Genomic DNA, 19,376 nt, shown 5'->3' on the forward strand with positions numbered 1-19,376 from the left:
ACTCTAACAACGGCGGGGGTTGAGGGCAAGGCTGAATAATAAGCATAAAGAGATTCCCCCATAGTTATGGTAAATTTGCGCTCCTTCTTTTTCCCTGCCGGCCCCAGATTTCGGGCCTGGCCACAATTTAGCCAATGAGAAGCTGGAGTCTCTACCCCATGGCCGTGGACGCGCAAACCGTAGAAAAACTGGCCGAGCTGGCCCGCATCGCCATCTCCGAAGAAACCATAGACGAAGTCAGCAGCCGCCTGGGCGACGTGCTGCAGCTGGTGGACCAGCTCCAGGCCGTCAATACCGATGGCGTCGAGCCCATGGCCCACCCCCTGGACGAAGTCCAGGTACTGCGCAGGGACCAGGTCACCGAGCCCAATCGTCGCGAAGAATTCATCGCCCTCGCCCCCCAGTCCGAGGCAGGTCTCTATCTGGTGCCCAAGGTCATCGACTGATCAGATCCCCGACCAACCGGCCACCCGCAAGCGAATACAGAATAGACAAGAAACCGGATTTCCCATGCATCAGTTGACCATCGCCGAGATCATCCGCGGTCTGCGCGACAAGCAATTCTCCAGTGTCGAGATTACCAGTCACCTGCTGGAACGCATCCAGCAGCTGGACGGCCACTACAACAGTTTTATTACCGTCACCGGCGAGCAGGCCCTGCGCGATGCCGCCGCTGCCGATACCCGCCTGGCCCAGGGTGACGCCCCGGCCCTGTGCGGCGTGCCCATCGCCCACAAAGACATCTTCTGCACCAGTGGTGTACGCACCAGTTGCGGCTCCAAAATGCTCGACAACTTCGTGCCCCCCTACGACGCCACCGTTGTGGATAACTTCCAGCAGGCCGGTGCGGTGAGCCTGGGCAAAACCAATATGGACGAGTTCGCCATGGGCTCCTCCAACGAATCCAGTTTTTACGGTGCGGTCAAGAACCCCTGGGATCTGGAGCGGGTGCCGGGCGGCTCGTCCGGCGGTTCCGCGGCGGCGGTTGCCGCGCAGCTGGTGCCGGGCACTACCGCCACGGATACCGGCGGCTCTATCCGCCAGCCGGCGGCACTCACCGGCACTACCGGCCTCAAACCCACCTACGGCCGCGTATCCCGCTGGGGCATGATTGCCTTTGCCTCCAGTCTCGACCAGGGTGGCCCTATTGCCCGCACCGCGGAAGACGTGGCGCTGATGCTGTCCGTCATGGCCAGTGCAGACAAAAAAGACTCCACTTGTCTCGACCGCCCGCAGCAGGATTACACCGCCAACCTGAACGACACCATTGCCGGCCTCAAGATCGGCGTGCCCAAAGAGTATTTCGGTGAAGGTCTCGATAGCGAAGTTGGCGCACGGGTGCAGGATGCGCTGAAGGAATACGAAAAGCTCGGTGCGCAACTGGTGGAAATCAGCCTGCCGCACACCCATCTCGCGGTGCCCGCCTATTACGTCATCGCACCGGCGGAGGCTTCCGCCAACCTGTCGCGCTTTGACGGTGTGCGCTACGGCTACCGCTGTGAGAACCCCGCAGACCTGCGCGACCTGTATATGCGCTCCCGCGGCGAGGGTTTCGGTGAGGAAGTGAAACGCCGGATTCTGGTCGGCAGCTATGCCCTGTCCGCCGGTTACTACGACGCCTACTACAACAAGGCCCAGCAGGTCCGCCGTCTGATCAAGCAGGATTTCGTCGACGCCTTCAACAAGGTAGACGTGATCATGGGCCCCACCGCGCCCAACCCCGCGTTCAAGCTGGGCGAAAAAAATGCCGATCCGGTGGCCATGTACCTGGAAGATATCTACACCATCGCCACCAACCTGGCAGGCCTGCCCGGCATGTCCCTGCCCTGCGGTTTTGCCCACGGTCTGCCCGTCGGCCTGCAGATCACCGGCAACTACCTGGATGAAGCGCGCATGCTGAATGTGGCGCACCAGTTCCAGCAGAACAGCGACTGGCATCAAAAAACAGCCCCGGCAGCGGAATTGCGGAAATAAGGAGACACGACGTGGAATGGGAAGTAGTCATCGGGCTGGAAGTACACGTACAGCTCTCCACCCAATCAAAGATTTTCTCCGGCGCCAGCACCGCATTCGGTGCCGAGCCGAACACCCAGGCCTGCGCGATTGATCTCGCCATGCCCGGCACCCTGCCGGTACCCAATGAAGAGGCGTTCCGCTACGCGGTGATGTTCGGCCTCGCCATGAATGCCGAAATCGGCAAACGCTCGGTGTTCGAGCGCAAAAATTATTTCTACCCGGACCTGCCCAAGGGCTACCAGACCACCCAGCTGGAAAAACCCATTGTGGGCTCTGGTGAAATCGAGATTCACCTGGAAGATGGCAGCAGTAAAACCGTGCGTTTGCACCACGCACATCTTGAGGAAGACGCGGGCAAATCACTGCACGAAGACTTCCATGGAATGTCTGGCATCGACCTCAACCGTGCCGGCACTCCGCTGATTGAAATCGTCTCCGAGCCGGATATGCGCAGCGCCGCCGAAGCTGTGGCCTACCTGAAAAAGATCCACAGTATCGTCACCTACCTGGGTATTTCCGACGGCGACATGTCCCAGGGCTCCCTGCGCTGCGATGCCAACGTATCCGTGCGTTTGAAAGGCGAGGAAAAGCTCGGCACCCGCGCCGAAATCAAGAACATCAACTCCTTCCGTTTTATCGAGAAGGCGATCAAGGTCGAGGCTCAGCGCCAGATCGACCTGATCGAAGACGGTGGCAAAGTGGTGCAGGAAACCCGCCTGTACGACTCCGACAAAAACGAAACCCGCTCCATGCGCAGCAAGGAAGTGGCCAACGATTACCGCTACTTCCCCTGCCCGGACCTGTTGCCGGTGGTACTCTCCGACGAGTACATCGAACAGGTGCGCGGTGAGCTGCCAGAGCTGCCGGATGCCAAGTGCGCGCGCTTTGAAAGCGAATACGGCCTCTCGGCTTACGATGCGGATCAGCTGACCCAGGAGCGCGCCACCGCGGATTATTTTGAACTGGTAGCAGCCAAGTCCGGGGAACCGAAACTGGCGGCCAACTGGGTGATGGGCGAGCTGGCGGCACTATTGAACCGGGAAGAAAAATCCATTGCGGATTCCCCGGTATCCGCGGAGCACCTGGCCGGCCTTATTGCCCGTATCAAGGACAACACCATCTCCTCCAAAATCGCCAAGCAGGTGTTCGAGGCAATGGCGAATGGTGACGGCGATGCGGATACGGTAATTGAAGCCCAAGGGCTGAAACAGGTTTCCGACACCGGTGCCATCGAAAAACTGGTGGACGATGTGATTGCCGCATCTGGCGCCCAGGTGGAGAACTACCGCAATGCCGATCCGGACAAGCGCCCGAAAATGATGGGCTTCTTCGTTGGCCAGATTATGAAGGCTTCCAAGGGACAGGCAAATCCGCAGATGATCAACCAGATCCTCAAGCAAAAGCTGGACGCCTTGCTGTAACGGATATGAAAAACCTGCAAGTCCCGGAGTGGCCCGGGGCTTGCAGCACTGCAAGAGGTACCCATCCCCGGCTTATTTTCCGGAACTATCTAATTACATATCTAATTACAGACCTCATCACACTGTCACCGTAGGAAGAGCCCCATGAAAACAATAAAACACCTGGCTACCGCGTTACTTCCGATCTACCTCTCTCTCGCGGCCACCGGCCTCCAGGCACAGGGAGAATATGCAACCACCTCGCAAATTCGCGCGGCGCTCGAGCAGGGCTCCACAAGCTCGGAATTACTGGTCAATCGCTATCGCCAGCAGGTTCAGCAACTGAATGCGCAGCTGCACGCCGTGATTGAACTGAGCCCCTCTGCCATGAGCGAGGCCCAACGCCTCGACAAACTCCGCCGGGATGGCCAGATCCTCGGCCCCCTGCACGGTATTCCCGTTCTCCTCAAAGATAATATCGACACCAGCGACGGGCTGCCCAATACCGCGGGTTCAATACTGCTCAAGGACAACATCCCCGGTCACGATGCCTTTCTGGTGGAACAGCTGAAAAAAAATGGCGCGCTCATTCTCGGCAAAGCCAACCTCAGTGAATGGGCCAACTTCCGCTCCACCAAATCCTCCAGTGGCTGGAGTGGCACCGGCGGCCAGGCCCGCAACCCCTACGACCTGAGCCGTTCCCCCTGCGGTTCCAGTTCCGGGTCCGCGATCGCAGTCGCGGCGGGCATGGTGCCCCTGGCGGTCGGCACCGAGACAGATGGCTCTGTCACCTGCCCCGCCGCAGTGAATGGCATCGTTGGCATCAAGCCGACCCTCGGGCTGATCAGCCGCTCCGGAATCATTCCCATTTCTGCGCAACAGGACACTGCAGGGCCGATGGCCACCACGGTGACCGGCGCGGTACTGCTGCTCGATGCCATGACCGGCAAGGACGATCGCGACCCCGACAGCTTCGACAGCGCCACGAAATTTGTCGATGCTCTGCAACCTCAGGGCCTGCAGGGCATGCGTATCGGTGTGGTCAGGAACTTGATGGGCTACAGCCCGCAAACCGATGCCGCTTTCGAACTGGCACTGGCGGTTATGCGCGAACAGGGCGCTACGATTGTCGACAACGCCAATATCACTACCCTCCCGGAAATCCACGAGCTTGAGTTTGAAATGCTCGCATGGGACTTCAAGGATGCACTGAAGGATTACCTGGCGACAGCGACAACAAAATACAAAGACCTGGATTCACTGATTGCCGCCAATAAGGAAAATTCCACCGCAGAGCTGCCCTACTTCGGCCAGGAAATTTTTGAAATGGCACAGGCATCGGCAGGCCGCGAGGAAAAAGAGTTTGCCGCAAACGCGGCACAGCTGAAAAAGCTGGCCGGGGAACAGGGCATCGACGCCACCATGGCGCAACACAAGGTCGATCTGCTGATCGCGCCGACTGTAAGTCCGGCGTGGAAAATCGATCACATCAACGGCGATCACTTTACCGGCTCGGCCACCACGCCTGCTGCCGTTGCGGGCTACCCCCATATCACCGTCCCCATGGGGTTCGTGCGTCACCTGCCGGTGGGCATTTCATTTTTTGCCAGCGCCAACCAGGAAGACAGGCTAATCCGCGCCGCATACAATTACGAACAGTCCAGCCGCCAACGCCGGGAACCCCGCTTCCTGAGCGGTGATCCCGCGCTGGCCGTTTCCGGCCTCAAATGACAGAAGGAAGTAACTATGAGCCTGAAAAAAGACAAACAGAAAGTTCTCGGTGAAGTGTTCGACGATGCGCGTATCGCCGGATTTCTGGAGGGGGATGCACCAGAGGGTTTCAACCGCGACTTTTACCTGCTGGAGCGCGCCTACCGCGGTATGAAAGCGGAGAACTTTGAGACCTTTGTGCGCCTGTTCAAGGAGCAGGGCCTGGACCTGAACAGCCAGAGCCCGGAAGGCCAGACTCTGCTGGCGCGCATTGGCGAACACGCGCAAGGCGAAGACTACGCCGATATCCTGCGCGCAGCCGGGGCCGAGTAACACCATGACCTCCAACCCGGTACACGGCGTCAATGCACTGGTCCGGGGGGCGCAGCTGCTCACCCGGAAGGAGCTGCGCCCATTCATCATCATTCCGCTGCTGATCAACCTGGTGCTGTTTATCGCACTGGGCGCCATGATGATCAGCCAGTTCGACGATCTCGGCCGCTATATCGGCAGCCTGCTTTCCGACACCCCCGTCGACACCTCCAACATGTCCTGGTGGCGCGCGATACTGGCCAAAGGAGCGGACTGGGCTGCCAGTATGTTCCAGTGGCTGGCCTGGCTGATTGCGATTGCCGTGGTGCTGCTGTTCTTCATGGTGTATGGCTACCTGTTCGGCATCATCACCAACATCATCGCGGCCCCCTTTAACGGCCTTCTCGCCGAAAAGGTGGAAGAGCTACTCACCGGACACCCCCCACCCCCGGAAGCACTGCACAGCATGGTATTCCGCACCCTTGGGCGCGAGCTGCGCAAGCTGATGTATTTCATCGGCTGGGGCATAGTGATCTTCATCATTGCCCTGCTCACCAGCTGGACCGTGTTCATTCCTGCAATACTGACCGCCCTCTGGGGCGCCTGGTGCATGGCCATCCAGTATGTGGATTATCCGCTGGACAACCACCAGCGCTCCTTTGGCGAACTGAAACGTGTGCTGATGCGCAAGAAGCTCACCACCCTCGGTTTCGGCGGCAGCGTAATGCTGGCGAAGATGGTGCCAGTACTGAATATCTTTGTGATGCCCGCAGCAGTGGCTGGCGGTACCGCACTCTGGGTCGAGAGAATCTGGGCCGATGGTGACCCCGGCAAAGGACCAAATGGAAAAGGGGCAAACGGGAAAGGGACAAATGAAAAAAGTATCCCGGTAGAAACACCACCGGCAACGGCAAAAAAGAAATGGCCCAAAGGCATTGAGGGCCCGGACCAATAAACTTTACAGACACAAAAAACGCGGGAATTTCCCGCGTTTTTTGTTTTAACCGTACGAACCGAATTTTGATCGTACGACTCAGTACAATTTATCGACGGGGGCGACCACCGCCGCCACGGCGATTGCCACCACCGCTGCGATTACCACCGCGGCCACCGCGCTCATCCCGATCGGGATAATTGCGCTTCACATGCACTTTCGGCGGCTGCTCCAGCAATTCTTCCGGCGGCACCTCGCATTTCAGTTTGTTACCCAGCAATTGCTCGATGGGCTCCAGACGCATGGCGTCGTCTTCACAGGCAAAACTGATGGAAGTGCCGCTCTTGCCGGCGCGGCCAGTACGGCCAATGCGGTGCACGTAATCTTCCGGTTCTTCCGGCAGGGTGTAGTTCACCACGTGACTGATGCCATCGATATGAATACCGCGGCCCGCCACGTCAGTAGCAACCAGCACCTTGGATTTGCCGGTTTTGAAATCTTCCAGGGTGCGTACACGTTTGTTCTGGGCGACTTCGCCCGACAACAGGCCGGCATTGATCCCGTGGGCCATCAGGTTTTCGTGCAGCCGGCGACACTGGTCGCGGCGGTTGGCGAAGACAATCAGACTCTCCACATCGTCCTGACGCACGATGTTGTACAGCAGCGGGTATTTTTCCTCGCCCGACACCAGGTATACGTGCTGGGTAACCGTATCGGTCGCCACGCGCTCCGGCTCGATCTCCACAATGATGGGGTCGGTGGTCCACTGCTCTACCAGATCGTCCACTTCCGGAGTGAAGGTGGCAGAGAAGAACATGGTCTGGCGGTGGGTCTTGCGCGGGGTCTGGCGCACGATGCGGCGCACCTGGGGGATAAAGCCCATATCCAGCATGCGGTCCGCTTCGTCGATCACCAGGATTTCCGTCTGGTCCAGGAAGCAATCGCGGTTGCTGACGAAGTCCAGCAGGCGACCGGGGGTGGCGACGAGAATGTCCACCAAGCGCTCGTTCAGCGCCTTCTGCTGCTTCTGGTAATCCATGCCGCCAACCAGCGTATGAATTTCCAGATCCGTGTGCTTACACAGGTTTTTGGCGTCGTCGGCAATCTGCATCACCAGCTCCCGCGTCGGCGCAATGATCAGGGCGCGGGCTTCACCGGCATAACGCTCCCCGTCAAAGGGGTGCTTAAGCAGGTCGTCGATGACAGTGATCAGGAAGGCGGCGGTCTTGCCGGTGCCGGTCTGGGCTTTACCGACCAGATCGTGACCGTTGAGGGTTTCCGGAAGAGACTTGCCCTGGATTGGCGAGCAGTACTGGTATCCCAGATCAGAGATGGCGTGCATCAGTGGCAGGGGCAGATCCAGATCGTGGAAACGCACCTTGCCTTCCTGGGGCTCCACCTGAAACTCGTCCAGGCTCCAAGGCTTGGCCGGGGCCGGCTTACGAGAGCGGGTATTTTCACCGCTGCGGCGCTGATTGCGCCGGCGACCGCCGCCAGACTTACCCTCTTCTCGGGACTCAGAAGACACTTCGCGATCAGGCTTGGAGCTGGTGGCCTTGGGTTCTGAGGGCGCTTGAGGCTTGTCGGACGAACGGCGGAAGAACTTACCTATCAACGGAATACTCGCTTAATGATCAAATATTCAGCGAGTATACCATCTATATGCATAGATAAAGCTATAGCGCCTTTGAGCCCGTTTTTTGAGTCCGTTTAAGGGTCCCAATGACTAACAGCAACCCGGGTCAGTTTTCCAACAGCCCTCGCCGCCGGGCAACCCAGTAATCCAGGCTTAAAAATCGTCCGCCACCAGTGAACAGCAGCGCCAGCAACATGAGGAAGTAAGTGGCCGCAAACTCGATACCGTTCTTCAGCACGGTAAAGTTGCCGGCCTCGGTCAGCCACGCATAGTTTCCATGCTCCTTGAGCAGCTCCACCGCCTTCTCTTTGCGCACCAGCGCCTCTTCGATCAGATCCTTGCGCCACTCCCAGGGCATCGTCAGTGTTTGCTCCGGCAGTGCGTGCCAACCGTACTGCCAGTGGGCTGTCACTGCCGCCACCGCCATGGTGAACATCAGCGGAATCACCGCGAGACGTACCCCCAAACCCAGCACCAGGGCGATACCGCCGAGAAATTCGGTCAATGCCGCCAGCCAGGCCAACAATACCGGTGCCGGCAGTCCCAGGCCCCAGTCCGGATTGCCAAACCAGGCGGCGACATCCTCAATACTGCCCAGCTTGTTGAAACCGGCCAGGATAAAGATAGGCCCCAGGAACAGACGCAACCCCAAGGGCCCCAAACCCTCCAGCGGCCGCAGTAGATTCAGAAAACGCCGGTAAATCCGATTGAACCCGCTGTTGCTGCCATCCATAATTCGCTCCCCCGTATGCCGGGCTGATTTGCCATAGTGAACTGGTCGGAGCCAACCCAGGATTCTTACAGTCCTGGCTAGTGCAATCCGGGCGAGTAAACCTCAGCGCCAAGTCAGCTCCCAACAGTTTAGCCAGCCGTAGTCCCCCCATGCCAAGACTCTACCGACGCGCCACAGCCACCGAGCTGCGCCACCTTGCCAATCTCGGCGGCCCACTGGTGGTCAGCAACCTGGCGGTGGTGAGCATGGGTGTTACCGACACCATCGTCGCCGGCCAGTCCGGCGAGATCAATCTGGCGGGGCTGGCCCTCGGATCCAGCATCTGGGCGGTGTGTGCGGTGACCCTGATCGGTATGCTGGCGGCGATATCACCGGTGGTGGCCAACCTGCGCGGCGCCCGTGACGAACAGGGCTGTGCCCAGCAGATGAGTCAGTCGGTATGGATTGCACTGGTCGGCGGCTTGCTGGTCGCGGCGGCCCTGCTGGCAGCCCCACTGTGGAGCCAGTGGGTACAAACCGAAGAACCGGTGCGCAAGGTGATGGTCCAGTATTTACTGGCACTGTCGACCGGCACCCTGCCCTTCGCCTTCGGCAGTGCACTGCGGGGTTACTGCGAGGGAATGGGCCAGGTACGACCGGTGATGCGGATTTATCTCGCTGCGGCGGCGCTCAATATCCCGCTGGACCTGCTGTTCGTATTTGGCTGGGGGCCGATCCCGGCCATGGGCGGTGCCGGTTGCGGCTGGGCCACCAGCCTGGTGTGCTGGTGTATTGCCATCGCCCTTTACTGGCATGCGGGGCGCGATCCCGCTTACCGCGCCCTGGATCTCAAGCTGCTGCCACCGCGACCGCACTGGCCTACTCTGCGGCACCTGCTGGCGGTAGGTATGCCCATCTGCATCGGCGCCGCCAGTGAGGTTACCTTTTTCGCCAGCCTGACCCTGCTGCTGGCATCCTACGGCGCCACCATTGTCGCCGCCCACCAGATTGGCCTGAGTATCGGCTCCACCTTTTACCTGGTTGCACTGGCGCTGGCACAGGCCGTCAGCATTCGCACGGCGCAGGTACTCGGCCAGAAGAGACCCAAACGCGCGCGTTTTGTCAGCATCGTGGGGGTCAGCAGTGGCTTTGTATACGCCCTGTTCACGGGCATAGCACTGATCGCCCTGCGGGATCTGTTGGTACTCGCTTACACCGCAAACCCGGACATTATTGCCATCGCCAGTAACCTATTGTTGCTCGCTGCCGCTTTCCAACTGGTGGATGTCACCCAGGCCATGGCCTGGGGAGCGCTGCGAGGCTACAAGGACACCCGGGTACCCATGTACCTGCAGCTGTTTTCCTACTGGCTGGTAGGCCTGGCAAGCGCTTACTGGCTGGGAGAGCAGTACTGGGGGGTCTACGGATACTGGACCGGCATCTGTATCGGCCTCGGCACTGCCGCGGTGTTGCTACTGTTGCGCCTGAAACGCACCAGCTTCCGGGCCCTGGCTGTGAAACCGGCCACAGGCTGATTGCGAAAATCGCCAAATATCGCGCAATTCGCCGGGAACCGATTGGCTATACTCGCGCTCTCACCAACCTGACCTCTGCATCTTCGGCGCCAGTTGTTCATACATCTGTTAATGCGCCTTTTTAACCGTCAACGGAGCATTTCATGCGTTGTCGCTCTCTGAGCCTTTCCCTGCTGCTGAGCCTCAGCAGTGTTTCCGCCCACCTGATTGCGGAAGAATCCGACGAATTCGGAGCGCCGCAGGAGAGCGCACAACCCACCCCGGAAAAGCCCGAACCTCAGAGCGACGCAGAAACGGCGCCAACCCAGCAAAAGCAGCTGACCACCGACGCCGCAACGGATTCCGATACCCAGGACAAGCCGGCGATGCCGCAGGCAAAAAGTATTGAGCTGGACAAGCCGGTTTCCGAACAGGAGCTGGTGACACCGCCACAAGCGGAGCCGGCAGACGAGCCCACCACGGATTCGCCGCCGCAGGAACCTGCCGAACCGCAGCCCACCCCAGAGGAACAGCCGGCAGCACCCGTGGGCCGGGCACTGCAGATACTCGGTGCGGAAGTGCCACCGGCCACCTCTACCCGCCTGCCCTGGTCACCCAGCCAGCACTTCGAGGGCGTTTACAGTGCCACACCGGTGCTGGTGGTGAACGGCGCCGAAACAGGCCCGACCCTGTGCATTACCGCGGCCATTCACGGCGATGAATTGAACGGTATCGAAACCGTGCGCCGGGTGATGTACAACCTGAACCCGGAAACCCTCAAGGGCGCAGTGATCGGCGTCCCCATTGTGAATATGCAGGGGTTTCACCGCAGCTCCCGCTACCTGACCGACCGCCGCGACCTCAACCGGCACTTCCCGGGCGATAAAAACGGCTCCTCCGCTTCACGTATTGCACGTTCGTTTTTTGACGAAGTGGTAGTGCACTGCAACGCCATCGTCGACCTGCACACCGGATCTTTTTATCGCACCAACCTGCCTCAGCTGCGCGGCGACCTCAGCGATCCCAAGGTGGTGAAGCTCACCAAAGGTTTCGGCTCCACCGTGGTCCTGCACAGCGACGGCGCCAGTGGCACCTTGCGCCGCGCCGCCGTTGACGCAGGTATCCCCACCGTCACCCTGGAAGCCGGCGCACCCATGGTGCTGGACGAACTCTCGGTCAGCCACAGCGTCAAGGGTATCCGCACCCTGCTCAACCAGTTGGGCATGGTCAACAAGTTCCGTCTCTGGGGCGAGCCGGAACCGGTCTACTACAACTCCACCTGGCAGCGCGCCACCACCGGCGGCATCATTTTCAGCAAGGTGCAGCTGGGAGAATTTGTCAGCAAAGGCGACCTGCTGGGCACCGTTACCAACCCGATTACCAATGTGCGCAAGGAGATCCGCTCCCAGTACAACGGGCGCATTCTCGGCATGGCCATGAACCAGGTAGTACAACCGGGGTTTGCTGCTTACCACATCGGTATTCAGGCACCGGAAGAACAGATCCCGGCACCGGAGGAAGTGACTGCTGAAGCGGAGCCGGTTAATGACGCCGCTGCACCAGCCAGTAAAGAAACGCCGGCACCGCAGGATGCGGCAACGTCAGCCGATACACCGGCGGCCGAGTCTCTGGATGAAACCCAGCCGGCTACCGATCACGATGAGGAGAGCGAGGAGGACTGACTAATTCAGCGCCTATTCGTTTTGACAAGCCCATCAGCCCCTCCGCGAGAGGGGCCTCGCGGAACAATCCCCATGGATGGGAGAATTGAGCACCTGACTCGCGCCTCACTCCACCCGCCATCCCCAGGGCATCCAATTCCCCGCTAGCCCTACTAGATAGCCCAGCCCAGCCCAGCCCAGCCCAGCCCAGCCCAAAGTATTGACAACCCAGCTTCGCACGCCTAATCTCGACCCAACTGTACTACAACACACAGTACAGATAATACAGAAGCAGGTGCCACCATGTCCCGAACTGTCCCATTGATGTTGCAGCTTAGCGCTGCGGATCCGCGACCGATCAGCCGGCAGATTACCGATGCTATCCGCCTCCAGATCGCGAGTGGCGAGTTACCCGTAGGCGCCCAGTTGCCGAGCGTGCGAGGTCTGGCAAAACAGCTCACCGTAAACCCGAACACCATCGCCAAAGCCTACAGCGAACTCAGCAACCAGGGCTGGCTGGATTCCCGCCAGGGCCTTGGCCTCTTCGTCGCCGCACCGCGACAACAACTGTCCGATGACGAGCGTGAGCGCCGTCTCGGGATCGCCATCGACAGCTTCGTGGCTGAGGTCGTCGGCCTGAATTACACCAAGCGCGAAATCCTTGACCGTATGGATGCGGAACTAAAACCGGTACTCGGCCAGACGAATAGCAAGCGTCGCGCCTGACGCATGGAGCACAAGATGTCCTCTCCCGAACTGAAAATCGTCCAACAAGGCATACCCGAGCCAGCGGTCACATCGACATTCGTCATTGAAACGAAAGACCTCTCGCTTCGCTATGGAAACAAGCTCGCACTGAAAAATCTCACTCTGCAAATTCCACCGGGGCGTATCCACGCGATCGTCGGGGCGAATGGCGCGGGCAAGTCATCACTGTTTCGCATCCTGCTAGGCTTCCAGTCACAAACCAGTGGCAGCGCAGAAATCCTGGGACGCAATTGTGGCGCTTTGCGGGAATGCGACCGCGCCCGTATCGGTTTCGTCAACGAGGAACACAGCCTCCCCTCCTGGTTGCGTATCAACGAAGTGGTCGCAATGCAGCGCCGGCTCTATCCCCAGTGGAACGAAGCACGTTACCGCAACATCGTTGGCCACTTCAGTGTCGATGAAGTCCAGCGTATTCGCGAGCTGTCGCGCGGCGAACGCGCCGGGGTAAATCTCGCAATAGCGATGGCCCAATCCCCGGAATTGCTGATCCTCGACGAACCAACGCTCGGGCTCGATGTTGTCGCCAAGCGCGCCTTTCTCGAAGCCGTACTGTCGTCGGTGGAGGATACCGGCAGCAGCATTGTCTATTGCTCACATCAAATGGAGGAGATTGAGCGGTTGGCGGACAATCTGATCGTATTGGAACGCGGCGAGCTGGTGCATATGTCCCCGCCGGATGAGTTTTGTGAGCGCGTCTCGCTATGGGTTGCCGAATTCCCCTTCCTGTCTTCCGGTGCAGAATTCTTGCCCGGCGTGCTGCAAGTGCAGCGTATCGACGGGCTGTTTCACTTTATTGTGCTGGACAGAGACGAAAGCTTTGGCCAGCAGTTGAAAGACAAGGGCGCCCGCAGCGTATGGCAGGGAGCTGTGGATCTGGATCGCGCAGTGAATGCCTTCCTCACTCGCAATCACGCACGCCCCTTGCCCACCGAGACAGAAAAAGACAGCACTAGGGAGGTCGCCCTGTGAAAGATCTCTACTTCTCGGAGCTTCGCCGTTTCCGCTGGCTGGCACTGGCCGCTGCGGTAGTAAATCTGCTGCTACTGGTCTTCCTGAACCGCGTCACCAACCTGCTGCAGATGTCCTTCCTGGAAGCACTGCCAATGCTCTTTATTTTTATGAGCGTAGGTTTAGTGCTCGCGATTGCTCAGGTTGGCAGCTATCGCAAACCAAGTCAGTGGACCTGGCTGATGCATCGTCCACTTGCACCTTCGCGCATTTTTGGCGCTCTGGCGCTATCGGCACTGACACTACTTACCGTCGCCATTTCCCTGCCCATGCTGGCACTGGTCATCGGTACCGACGTCATGACGACCCGAGTGGTCGACCTGCGGCATTACCTTTTGATTGCGCACCTGCTCGGCTTCACCATGATGGCCTGGATGGCGGGCGCGCATGCGTGTGTCAGCCGTAGCCGTGCAGCTATCGCCATATTCTTTGCTCCACTCGTACTGAGCCTGCATCTTGTTTCAACAATCGCATTACTGGTGCCAGTGATGCTGACACTGGTGTGGCTTGGTTACATCACACTGCGCAGTTTCCGCGCGAACCGCGAAGCGCCAATTCAGGGTATTGCAACTCTGCTCGCCACGGCGTTGCCACTGCAGCTGGGACTTTTTCTGTTCTGTGCCGTGATCTTTCGTTTTCTGTTTGTCACCGGCGGCATACTTCTCGGCGTTGACCCGCTAAATACGGACTATCCCCCGAAGGGCGGGCTGATCGAAACAGAACGCTCCGAGCCCCATGAGGAAATTGCGCTGGGGCTGGTCAACAGTGAAGATCCGCGCGCATCCTCGTGGCAAACGCAATTGCCGCTGCTCGAGCCCACGCGGTTCGGCCCCTGGCTAAAGCGCTTCCCGCTGCACCAGCAACTCAGCAATTTCCAACTTCCCACAGGCTGGTACGACAAGGAAAGAAAGATCGATTGGACATTCAGCCACGACGAAATGCTGTTCATCGGTCGCGACCCAGAAAGCGGAACCACAAAGGGCGTATTCGGGCGTGGTGGTGCAAATGAGACCACACCTTTCCTGGCGGTACCTGTAGCGACAGACGAGGGAGATCTGCTTACGCCGCACACCCTCTACGGCATTGACGATGATACCCAGACAGTGGAACAGCGACTCGCGCTGCAGATGAGCGAGAAGGAACAGTTCACTGCTATGCCCCAACGCGCGTTTGACCGCGTGCTAATCCTGACAAACCAGCGCCTGATCGTGCTGCGTGAAGACCACCGCGCCGCTGCGAATATCAAGCCACTGTTGTCGGACTGGGCGATTGAATTACCACGCGGCTCGCAAAACCTGGAATCCGTCACCCTCGCGGAACTCATGGATGGTTGGCTGGTATCATTTGTCTATGGCAACGGCATGCGACAGATCGGGTTCAGCCAGTTCAATACCACTGCGTCTCCCTGGCAACAGGTGCTCTTCGTCGATGCCGACGGCAACGGGCGTGTGGTCGGCGAGAGGGAAATCAACCCGGATTTCCCTGTACTCCAGCGCACTTACTGGTGGGTATCGCCGGTGATGGATTTGGTCCGCACCATGCCTGAAATGGCGCTCGATAAGGGGCTGACTTGGCCGATGACGGTAACTATATTCCCGCGCGCCCCGGCGCTGTACACCGCACTAGTACTCATTCTTCTATCAACCGGCGCTGCCTGGTGGTGGATACGCGGCACGCGTATGCCAGTCGGTCGCCGCCGCGTGTGGCTAGTCAATTGTGCGCTTATCGGGCTACCCGCATTACTCAGCCTGTTTCTGCTAGAGCCAAGGGAAGTAAAACAAAGGGAAGCGCGTATATGACGGCTTACGCGCGAGCATGTTATGTATTTCTGCTGTCGCTTGCCGTTACATCCCCCACACAGGCGACTGCAGGAGATACCGATCAGGCGCTACAAACAGCAAAACACATCGCCGAAAACTCACACGCTGCGCCGCATATTTCCCGTGATGTATTCATGCAACGCGCCAGAGTGCGGGATCTGTCCCTGTCGCCGGATGGGCGCTGGTTGACCTTCCGACGCGATACGGAACAACGTATTGAACTCTGGCTGCAGGAAATCGAGAGTGGCAAGTCACGGCGCATCTTGCCGAACAGCGACCAGGTCGCGGTCTATTGGTCTGGGGACGGCGCGCGTATCTGGCTGGCGGATGAACAAGGCCTTGGTGTATTCGACACCGGCACCATGACCAGCCGTCGGGTATTCCGGTTCGATGACGCGCGCCGGCAAGCACTCTGGACGGTGGACTGGTATGCACCAGCATTTGCCGTACTGAGCGAAAAAATCGCCGACAACGGCGAGTGGCTGTACCGCTACCTGACAATTGACGCAGAAGGGAAAATCCAGGTTGTTTATGAATCGCGCAAGGCCCTGCAAAGTGCCCTGCTCAATGCCGACGGAAGCTTGCGCTATATCGCCGGATATGACGGTGACGCGTTCGACACCGTAATCTGGAAGCAGGACAACGGGGGCAAACATGAACTGATGCGCTGCCCACTACCCGAGCGCTGCCACCCGATTGCCTATGCCTTCGCCGGGGCAGCAAGTGAGTCCGTCTGGGCACTGGCGCACAACGGCGAAGATCGGGCGGTGCTACAGCGATTCAATACTCGCATGAAGAAGTGGGAGATATTGCATCAGGATCCGCGCCGCATAGCGGATGCCGTGTCCGTTATTATGCAGCCCGACGGACTGGACTGGCTGGCAATCGCATACCGTCCCGATCGCGTCCAATGGCATGGACGCCTTGCCGAAACAGATTCAATACTCGACACAGTAAAGACAAAACTGCCCACGGATTTGCAAGGTGCGAATCTCGATATCAAACCGGCAAGCGACGGTAGTCGATGGCTTATTCAGGCGATCAAGGCAAACCAGCTTTATCATCGATATTTTCTCTACGATGTCACAGAACCATTGCTGACCCCGCTTTTTGAGCAGGAAAGTCAAAGCGCTGTCACGCCGGAACAGATGAGCAACTCGCTGCCGGTGCAATGGCGTGGCAGGGATGGCATGTTGCTGCACGGATATGTCTACCTGCCGAAGGGGATACCACTAAACGAAGCACCACTGATCGCAATGATTCACGGAGGTCCTTACAGTCGCTCCTTTGGCGAAAACGATATCGGCGCACAGCTGCTGACCAATCGCGGCTATATCGTTTTCAAACCCAATTTCCGCGCCTCAATCGGTTACGGTGTGAATTACGTGAAAGCAGCAGGTGGTGATTTTGGCAAACATGGTGTGCTGGATGACATTATCACCGGCCTCGATTACTTGATTGCAAATGGTATCGGCAACGCAAAGCGACAGGCGGTTGTCGGCCACTCCTTCGGCGGCTATGCCAGTCTGATGGCAGTGACACATCACCCCAAGCGTTTCGCGTTTGCGGTACCGAGTGCGGCGCCGGTCGATATGGCCTGGACAATGGAAGACATTGCCATTGAGGGCGGCAGTGCCTTATCCGCAGACGGCCCACCACTCGAGGTGCTTTTCCCCAAATACGGCGTCCCCTATGGCGACGAATCGTGGCACGAGCAGATGCATCGCGATTCGCCATTGATGCATGCAAAAAACCTCACGACGCCGGTGTATCTCTGGGCGGGCGCGAAGGACGACCGCGTTGCGGTGGAGAGCAATGTGCGCTACATGGCGGAAGCGAATGCCGACTTCACTCCCATGTTACTGATCGATCCTGAGTCGGGACACAGCCCTGGCGAGCGCATAAATGCAGAAGCGCTTGGGTGGTTAATTGAAGCGGCGGCGCACAGACATTTCGGCGGCGGTGTTACAAAACCATCGCCCGAGCTGGAGAGGTTCCTGAAGAAAAACCTGCGTGCGGGAGGGAGCAATTTACAGGAGTAAAATCGACCGTCTGCCGACACAAGAAGATCAGCAGGTTGCGAGTCCCCTTTACAGGGGCTCTCGAATCGACACCAACCGAATCGGTTCAGGCTGTAACGTAATATGATCAATATCAAAACGCTGAATAAGCGTTTTCCGCAATCGTTCTAACACCTGGGGCCAAGCGGACAAATCATCAACAACGATGTGTGCCGATAGCGAAATCATACTGCTGTCCAGGCGCCAGATATGCAGGTCGTGCACCGAGCGCACGCCGTCAACGGCCGCCATGGCTTCGCCCACCACCGGAAGACTCAGCTCTCTGGGCACCCGCTCCATCAATACATCGACGGCATCCCGCAGTAGCCTCAAGCTCGAGAACAGAATCAGCACACAGATCAGCACCGACAGCAACGGATCTATCGGTGTCCAGCCGGTGAAGTAAATCACCGCGCCGGCAATCAGCGCCGCCACAGAACCCAGCAGATCCCCCATCACATGCAAAAGCGCACCGCGGATATTCAGGGTCTGCTCCCCCCGGTGCAGTACCCAGGCTACCGCCACATTTACCAGCAGGCCGATGGATGCAATCAGCATCACCATACCGCCCTGCACCGGCTGCGGATCGCGCAGGCGATGGAATGCCGCAATCGCGATGCCGATAACAATCAACAGCATGAACACGGCATTGAAGATGGCCGCGAGTACTTCCGCGCGCCCCCAGCCAAACGACATTTCCCGGCTGGCCGGCTTCTGCGCAAGCAGTGCGGCAACGGCGCCGAGGGCCAGGGAAAAAGAATCGGTCACCATGTGGCCGGCATCGCCCAGCAGGGCCAGTGAGCCGGAAATCCAGCCGCCGATGGCTTCCACCACGGCGAATGCCAGGGTAATGACGAGCCCCCATACCAGGGGCTTGAGGTGATTCCCGCTACCGTGGTGGTGAGCGCGGTGATGGGCGTGATCGTGCATAGCTTCCCTCTTGCGACGACGTTTTGATGGCCCTATCTGTGCAAGGGCGAATTACGACGAGGTGTGATATCGGCCAAGGGTGATACGTTCCCGCCCGGCATAGTCAAGCCGGGTTTCCACGTCGGTGTAGTCCGCATCGGAAAAAATCCGGCGCGCCGCCTTACCCTGATCCCACCCGTGCTCCACCAGCAGTAGGCCGGTACCCCGGAAAAAACCGCGCGCGTCCGCGGCGATCTGGCGGATATCCGCCAGCCCGGCCTCTTCCGCCACCAGTGCAGACAGCGGCTCAAAACGCACGTCACCTTCACGCAGGTGGGGGTCCTGGGGGTCGATATAGGGAGGATTGCTGACAATCACATCGAAGCGCTCGTCCGCCAGCGCCGCGAACCAGTCACTCTGCAGCAGCCGCACATTGGCAAAGCCCAGCTGCTGGCGATTTTCTTCCGCCAGCGCTACCGCAGCGGGCATTTTGTCCAGAGCCAGAATCTGCCAGCCGGGCTTCTCACTGGCTAGCGCCAGTGCAATGGCACCGGTGCCGGTACCGAGGTCCAGCAGCGATAGATTGTCTTCTGGGCAGAGCGCCAATACGGTCTCCACCAGCACCTCGGTATCCGGGCGCGGGATCAGAGTAGCGCGATTGACCTTGAGCGGCAGTGACCAGAATTCCCGGGAACCGGTCAGGTGCGCCACCGGTTCACCAGCGAGGCGACGTTGAAACAGGCGGTCGAATGCGGCCTGCTGCGTATCATCCAGTGGATGCTCCGGCCAGGTGTACAGCCAGGCGCGACTCTTGCCTAGCAGGTGACACAGGAGCACCTCCAGGTCCAGGCGCGGGCTGTCGCTGTGTGCCAGTTCCGTCGCCCGCAGCAGGTTTTCCTTCACCGTGGCCATGGGC

The 19,376-nt window shown here is 59.1% G+C and carries 16 protein-coding genes; 12 read left to right on the plus strand and 4 right to left on the minus strand.

Annotated elements, in window-relative coordinates; genetic code table 11:
• Positions 1-158: 158 nt before the first annotated feature.
• From gatC to cysZ, 6 genes are all read left to right on the plus strand, one after another.
• A complete protein-coding gene (gatC, locus tag GRX76_RS16530; RefSeq protein ID WP_160155031.1) occupies positions 159-446 on the plus strand; it encodes an Asp-tRNA(Asn)/Glu-tRNA(Gln) amidotransferase subunit GatC in 288 nt (95 codons plus the stop codon).
• Positions 447-510: 64 nt separating this feature from the next.
• Complete coding sequence (gatA, locus tag GRX76_RS16535) at positions 511-1,974, plus strand: Asp-tRNA(Asn)/Glu-tRNA(Gln) amidotransferase subunit GatA (RefSeq protein ID WP_160154308.1); 1,464 nt, start codon at positions 511-513, stop codon at positions 1,972-1,974.
• Positions 1,975-1,985: 11 nt separating this feature from the next.
• The gene (gene gatB / locus GRX76_RS16540) at positions 1,986-3,437 is read left to right on the plus strand and encodes an Asp-tRNA(Asn)/Glu-tRNA(Gln) amidotransferase subunit GatB (protein WP_160154309.1); all 1,452 of its coding nucleotides are present in this window, start codon (positions 1,986-1,988) and stop codon (positions 3,435-3,437) included.
• Between the two features lie 144 nt (positions 3,438-3,581).
• Positions 3,582-5,147 (plus strand): amidase, encoded by a 1,566-nt coding sequence (locus tag GRX76_RS16545; RefSeq protein WP_160154310.1) that lies wholly within the window; start codon positions 3,582-3,584, stop codon positions 5,145-5,147.
• A 15-nt stretch (positions 5,148-5,162) separates the two neighbouring features.
• Positions 5,163-5,459: a PA4642 family protein gene (locus GRX76_RS16550; protein WP_160154311.1), complete on the plus strand. Its 297-nt coding sequence runs from the start codon at positions 5,163-5,165 to the stop codon at positions 5,457-5,459.
• 4 nt (positions 5,460-5,463) lie between these two features.
• Entirely contained in the window at positions 5,464-6,393 is a 930-nt protein-coding gene (cysZ, locus tag GRX76_RS16555; RefSeq protein WP_160154312.1) for a sulfate transporter CysZ, read from the plus strand.
• Between the two features lie 88 nt (positions 6,394-6,481).
• On the opposite strand, the gene rhlB is transcribed toward cysZ, so the two are convergent.
• Both rhlB and GRX76_RS16565 read right to left on the minus strand, forming a co-directional pair.
• Positions 6,482-7,987, minus strand: a complete 1,506-nt coding sequence (gene rhlB / locus GRX76_RS16560) for an ATP-dependent RNA helicase RhlB (RefSeq protein WP_160154313.1) — start codon at positions 7,985-7,987, stop codon at positions 6,482-6,484.
• Positions 7,988-8,114: 127 nt separating this feature from the next.
• Positions 8,115-8,741, minus strand: coding sequence for a DoxX family protein (locus tag GRX76_RS16565; protein WP_160154314.1), 627 nt, complete (start codon positions 8,739-8,741; stop codon positions 8,115-8,117).
• 149 nt (positions 8,742-8,890) lie between these two features.
• Here GRX76_RS16565 and GRX76_RS16570 point away from each other — a divergent pair, with 149 nt between their 5' ends.
• From GRX76_RS16570 to GRX76_RS16595, 6 genes are all read left to right on the plus strand, one after another.
• Complete coding sequence (locus GRX76_RS16570; RefSeq protein ID WP_160154315.1) at positions 8,891-10,255, plus strand: MATE family efflux transporter; 1,365 nt, start codon at positions 8,891-8,893, stop codon at positions 10,253-10,255.
• A gap of 143 nt (positions 10,256-10,398) precedes the next feature.
• Complete coding sequence (locus GRX76_RS16575) at positions 10,399-11,916, plus strand: succinylglutamate desuccinylase/aspartoacylase family protein (RefSeq protein ID WP_160154316.1); 1,518 nt, start codon at positions 10,399-10,401, stop codon at positions 11,914-11,916.
• A 282-nt stretch (positions 11,917-12,198) separates the two neighbouring features.
• Complete coding sequence (locus tag GRX76_RS16580; RefSeq protein WP_201276851.1) at positions 12,199-12,621, plus strand: GntR family transcriptional regulator; 423 nt, start codon at positions 12,199-12,201, stop codon at positions 12,619-12,621.
• Between the two features lie 15 nt (positions 12,622-12,636).
• Positions 12,637-13,632 carry an ABC transporter ATP-binding protein gene (locus GRX76_RS16585; RefSeq protein WP_160154317.1) on the plus strand — a complete coding sequence of 332 codons (996 nt, stop codon included), beginning with the start codon at positions 12,637-12,639 and terminating at the stop codon, positions 13,630-13,632.
• Positions 13,629-15,470: a hypothetical protein gene (locus GRX76_RS16590; RefSeq protein WP_160154318.1), complete on the plus strand. Its 1,842-nt coding sequence runs from the start codon at positions 13,629-13,631 to the stop codon at positions 15,468-15,470. The genes GRX76_RS16585 and GRX76_RS16590 overlap by 4 nt, the downstream gene beginning before the upstream one ends.
• Positions 15,467-17,533, plus strand: a complete 2,067-nt coding sequence (locus GRX76_RS16595) for a prolyl oligopeptidase family serine peptidase (protein WP_160154319.1) — start codon at positions 15,467-15,469, stop codon at positions 17,531-17,533. Before GRX76_RS16590 ends, GRX76_RS16595 begins: the two co-directional genes overlap by 4 nt.
• A gap of 48 nt (positions 17,534-17,581) precedes the next feature.
• Here GRX76_RS16595 and GRX76_RS16600 read toward each other — a convergent pair whose 3' ends face one another.
• Complete coding sequence (locus tag GRX76_RS16600) at positions 17,582-18,481, minus strand: cation diffusion facilitator family transporter (RefSeq protein WP_160154320.1); 900 nt, start codon at positions 18,479-18,481, stop codon at positions 17,582-17,584.
• A 51-nt stretch (positions 18,482-18,532) separates the two neighbouring features.
• A complete protein-coding gene (gene prmC, locus GRX76_RS16605) occupies positions 18,533-19,372 on the minus strand; it encodes a peptide chain release factor N(5)-glutamine methyltransferase (RefSeq protein ID WP_160154321.1) in 840 nt (279 codons plus the stop codon).
• Positions 19,373-19,376 lie beyond the last annotated feature (4 nt).

Origin of the sequence: Microbulbifer sp. ALW1 (assembly GCF_009903625.1) — a bacterium.
Classification (GTDB): domain Bacteria; phylum Pseudomonadota; class Gammaproteobacteria; order Pseudomonadales; family Cellvibrionaceae; genus Microbulbifer.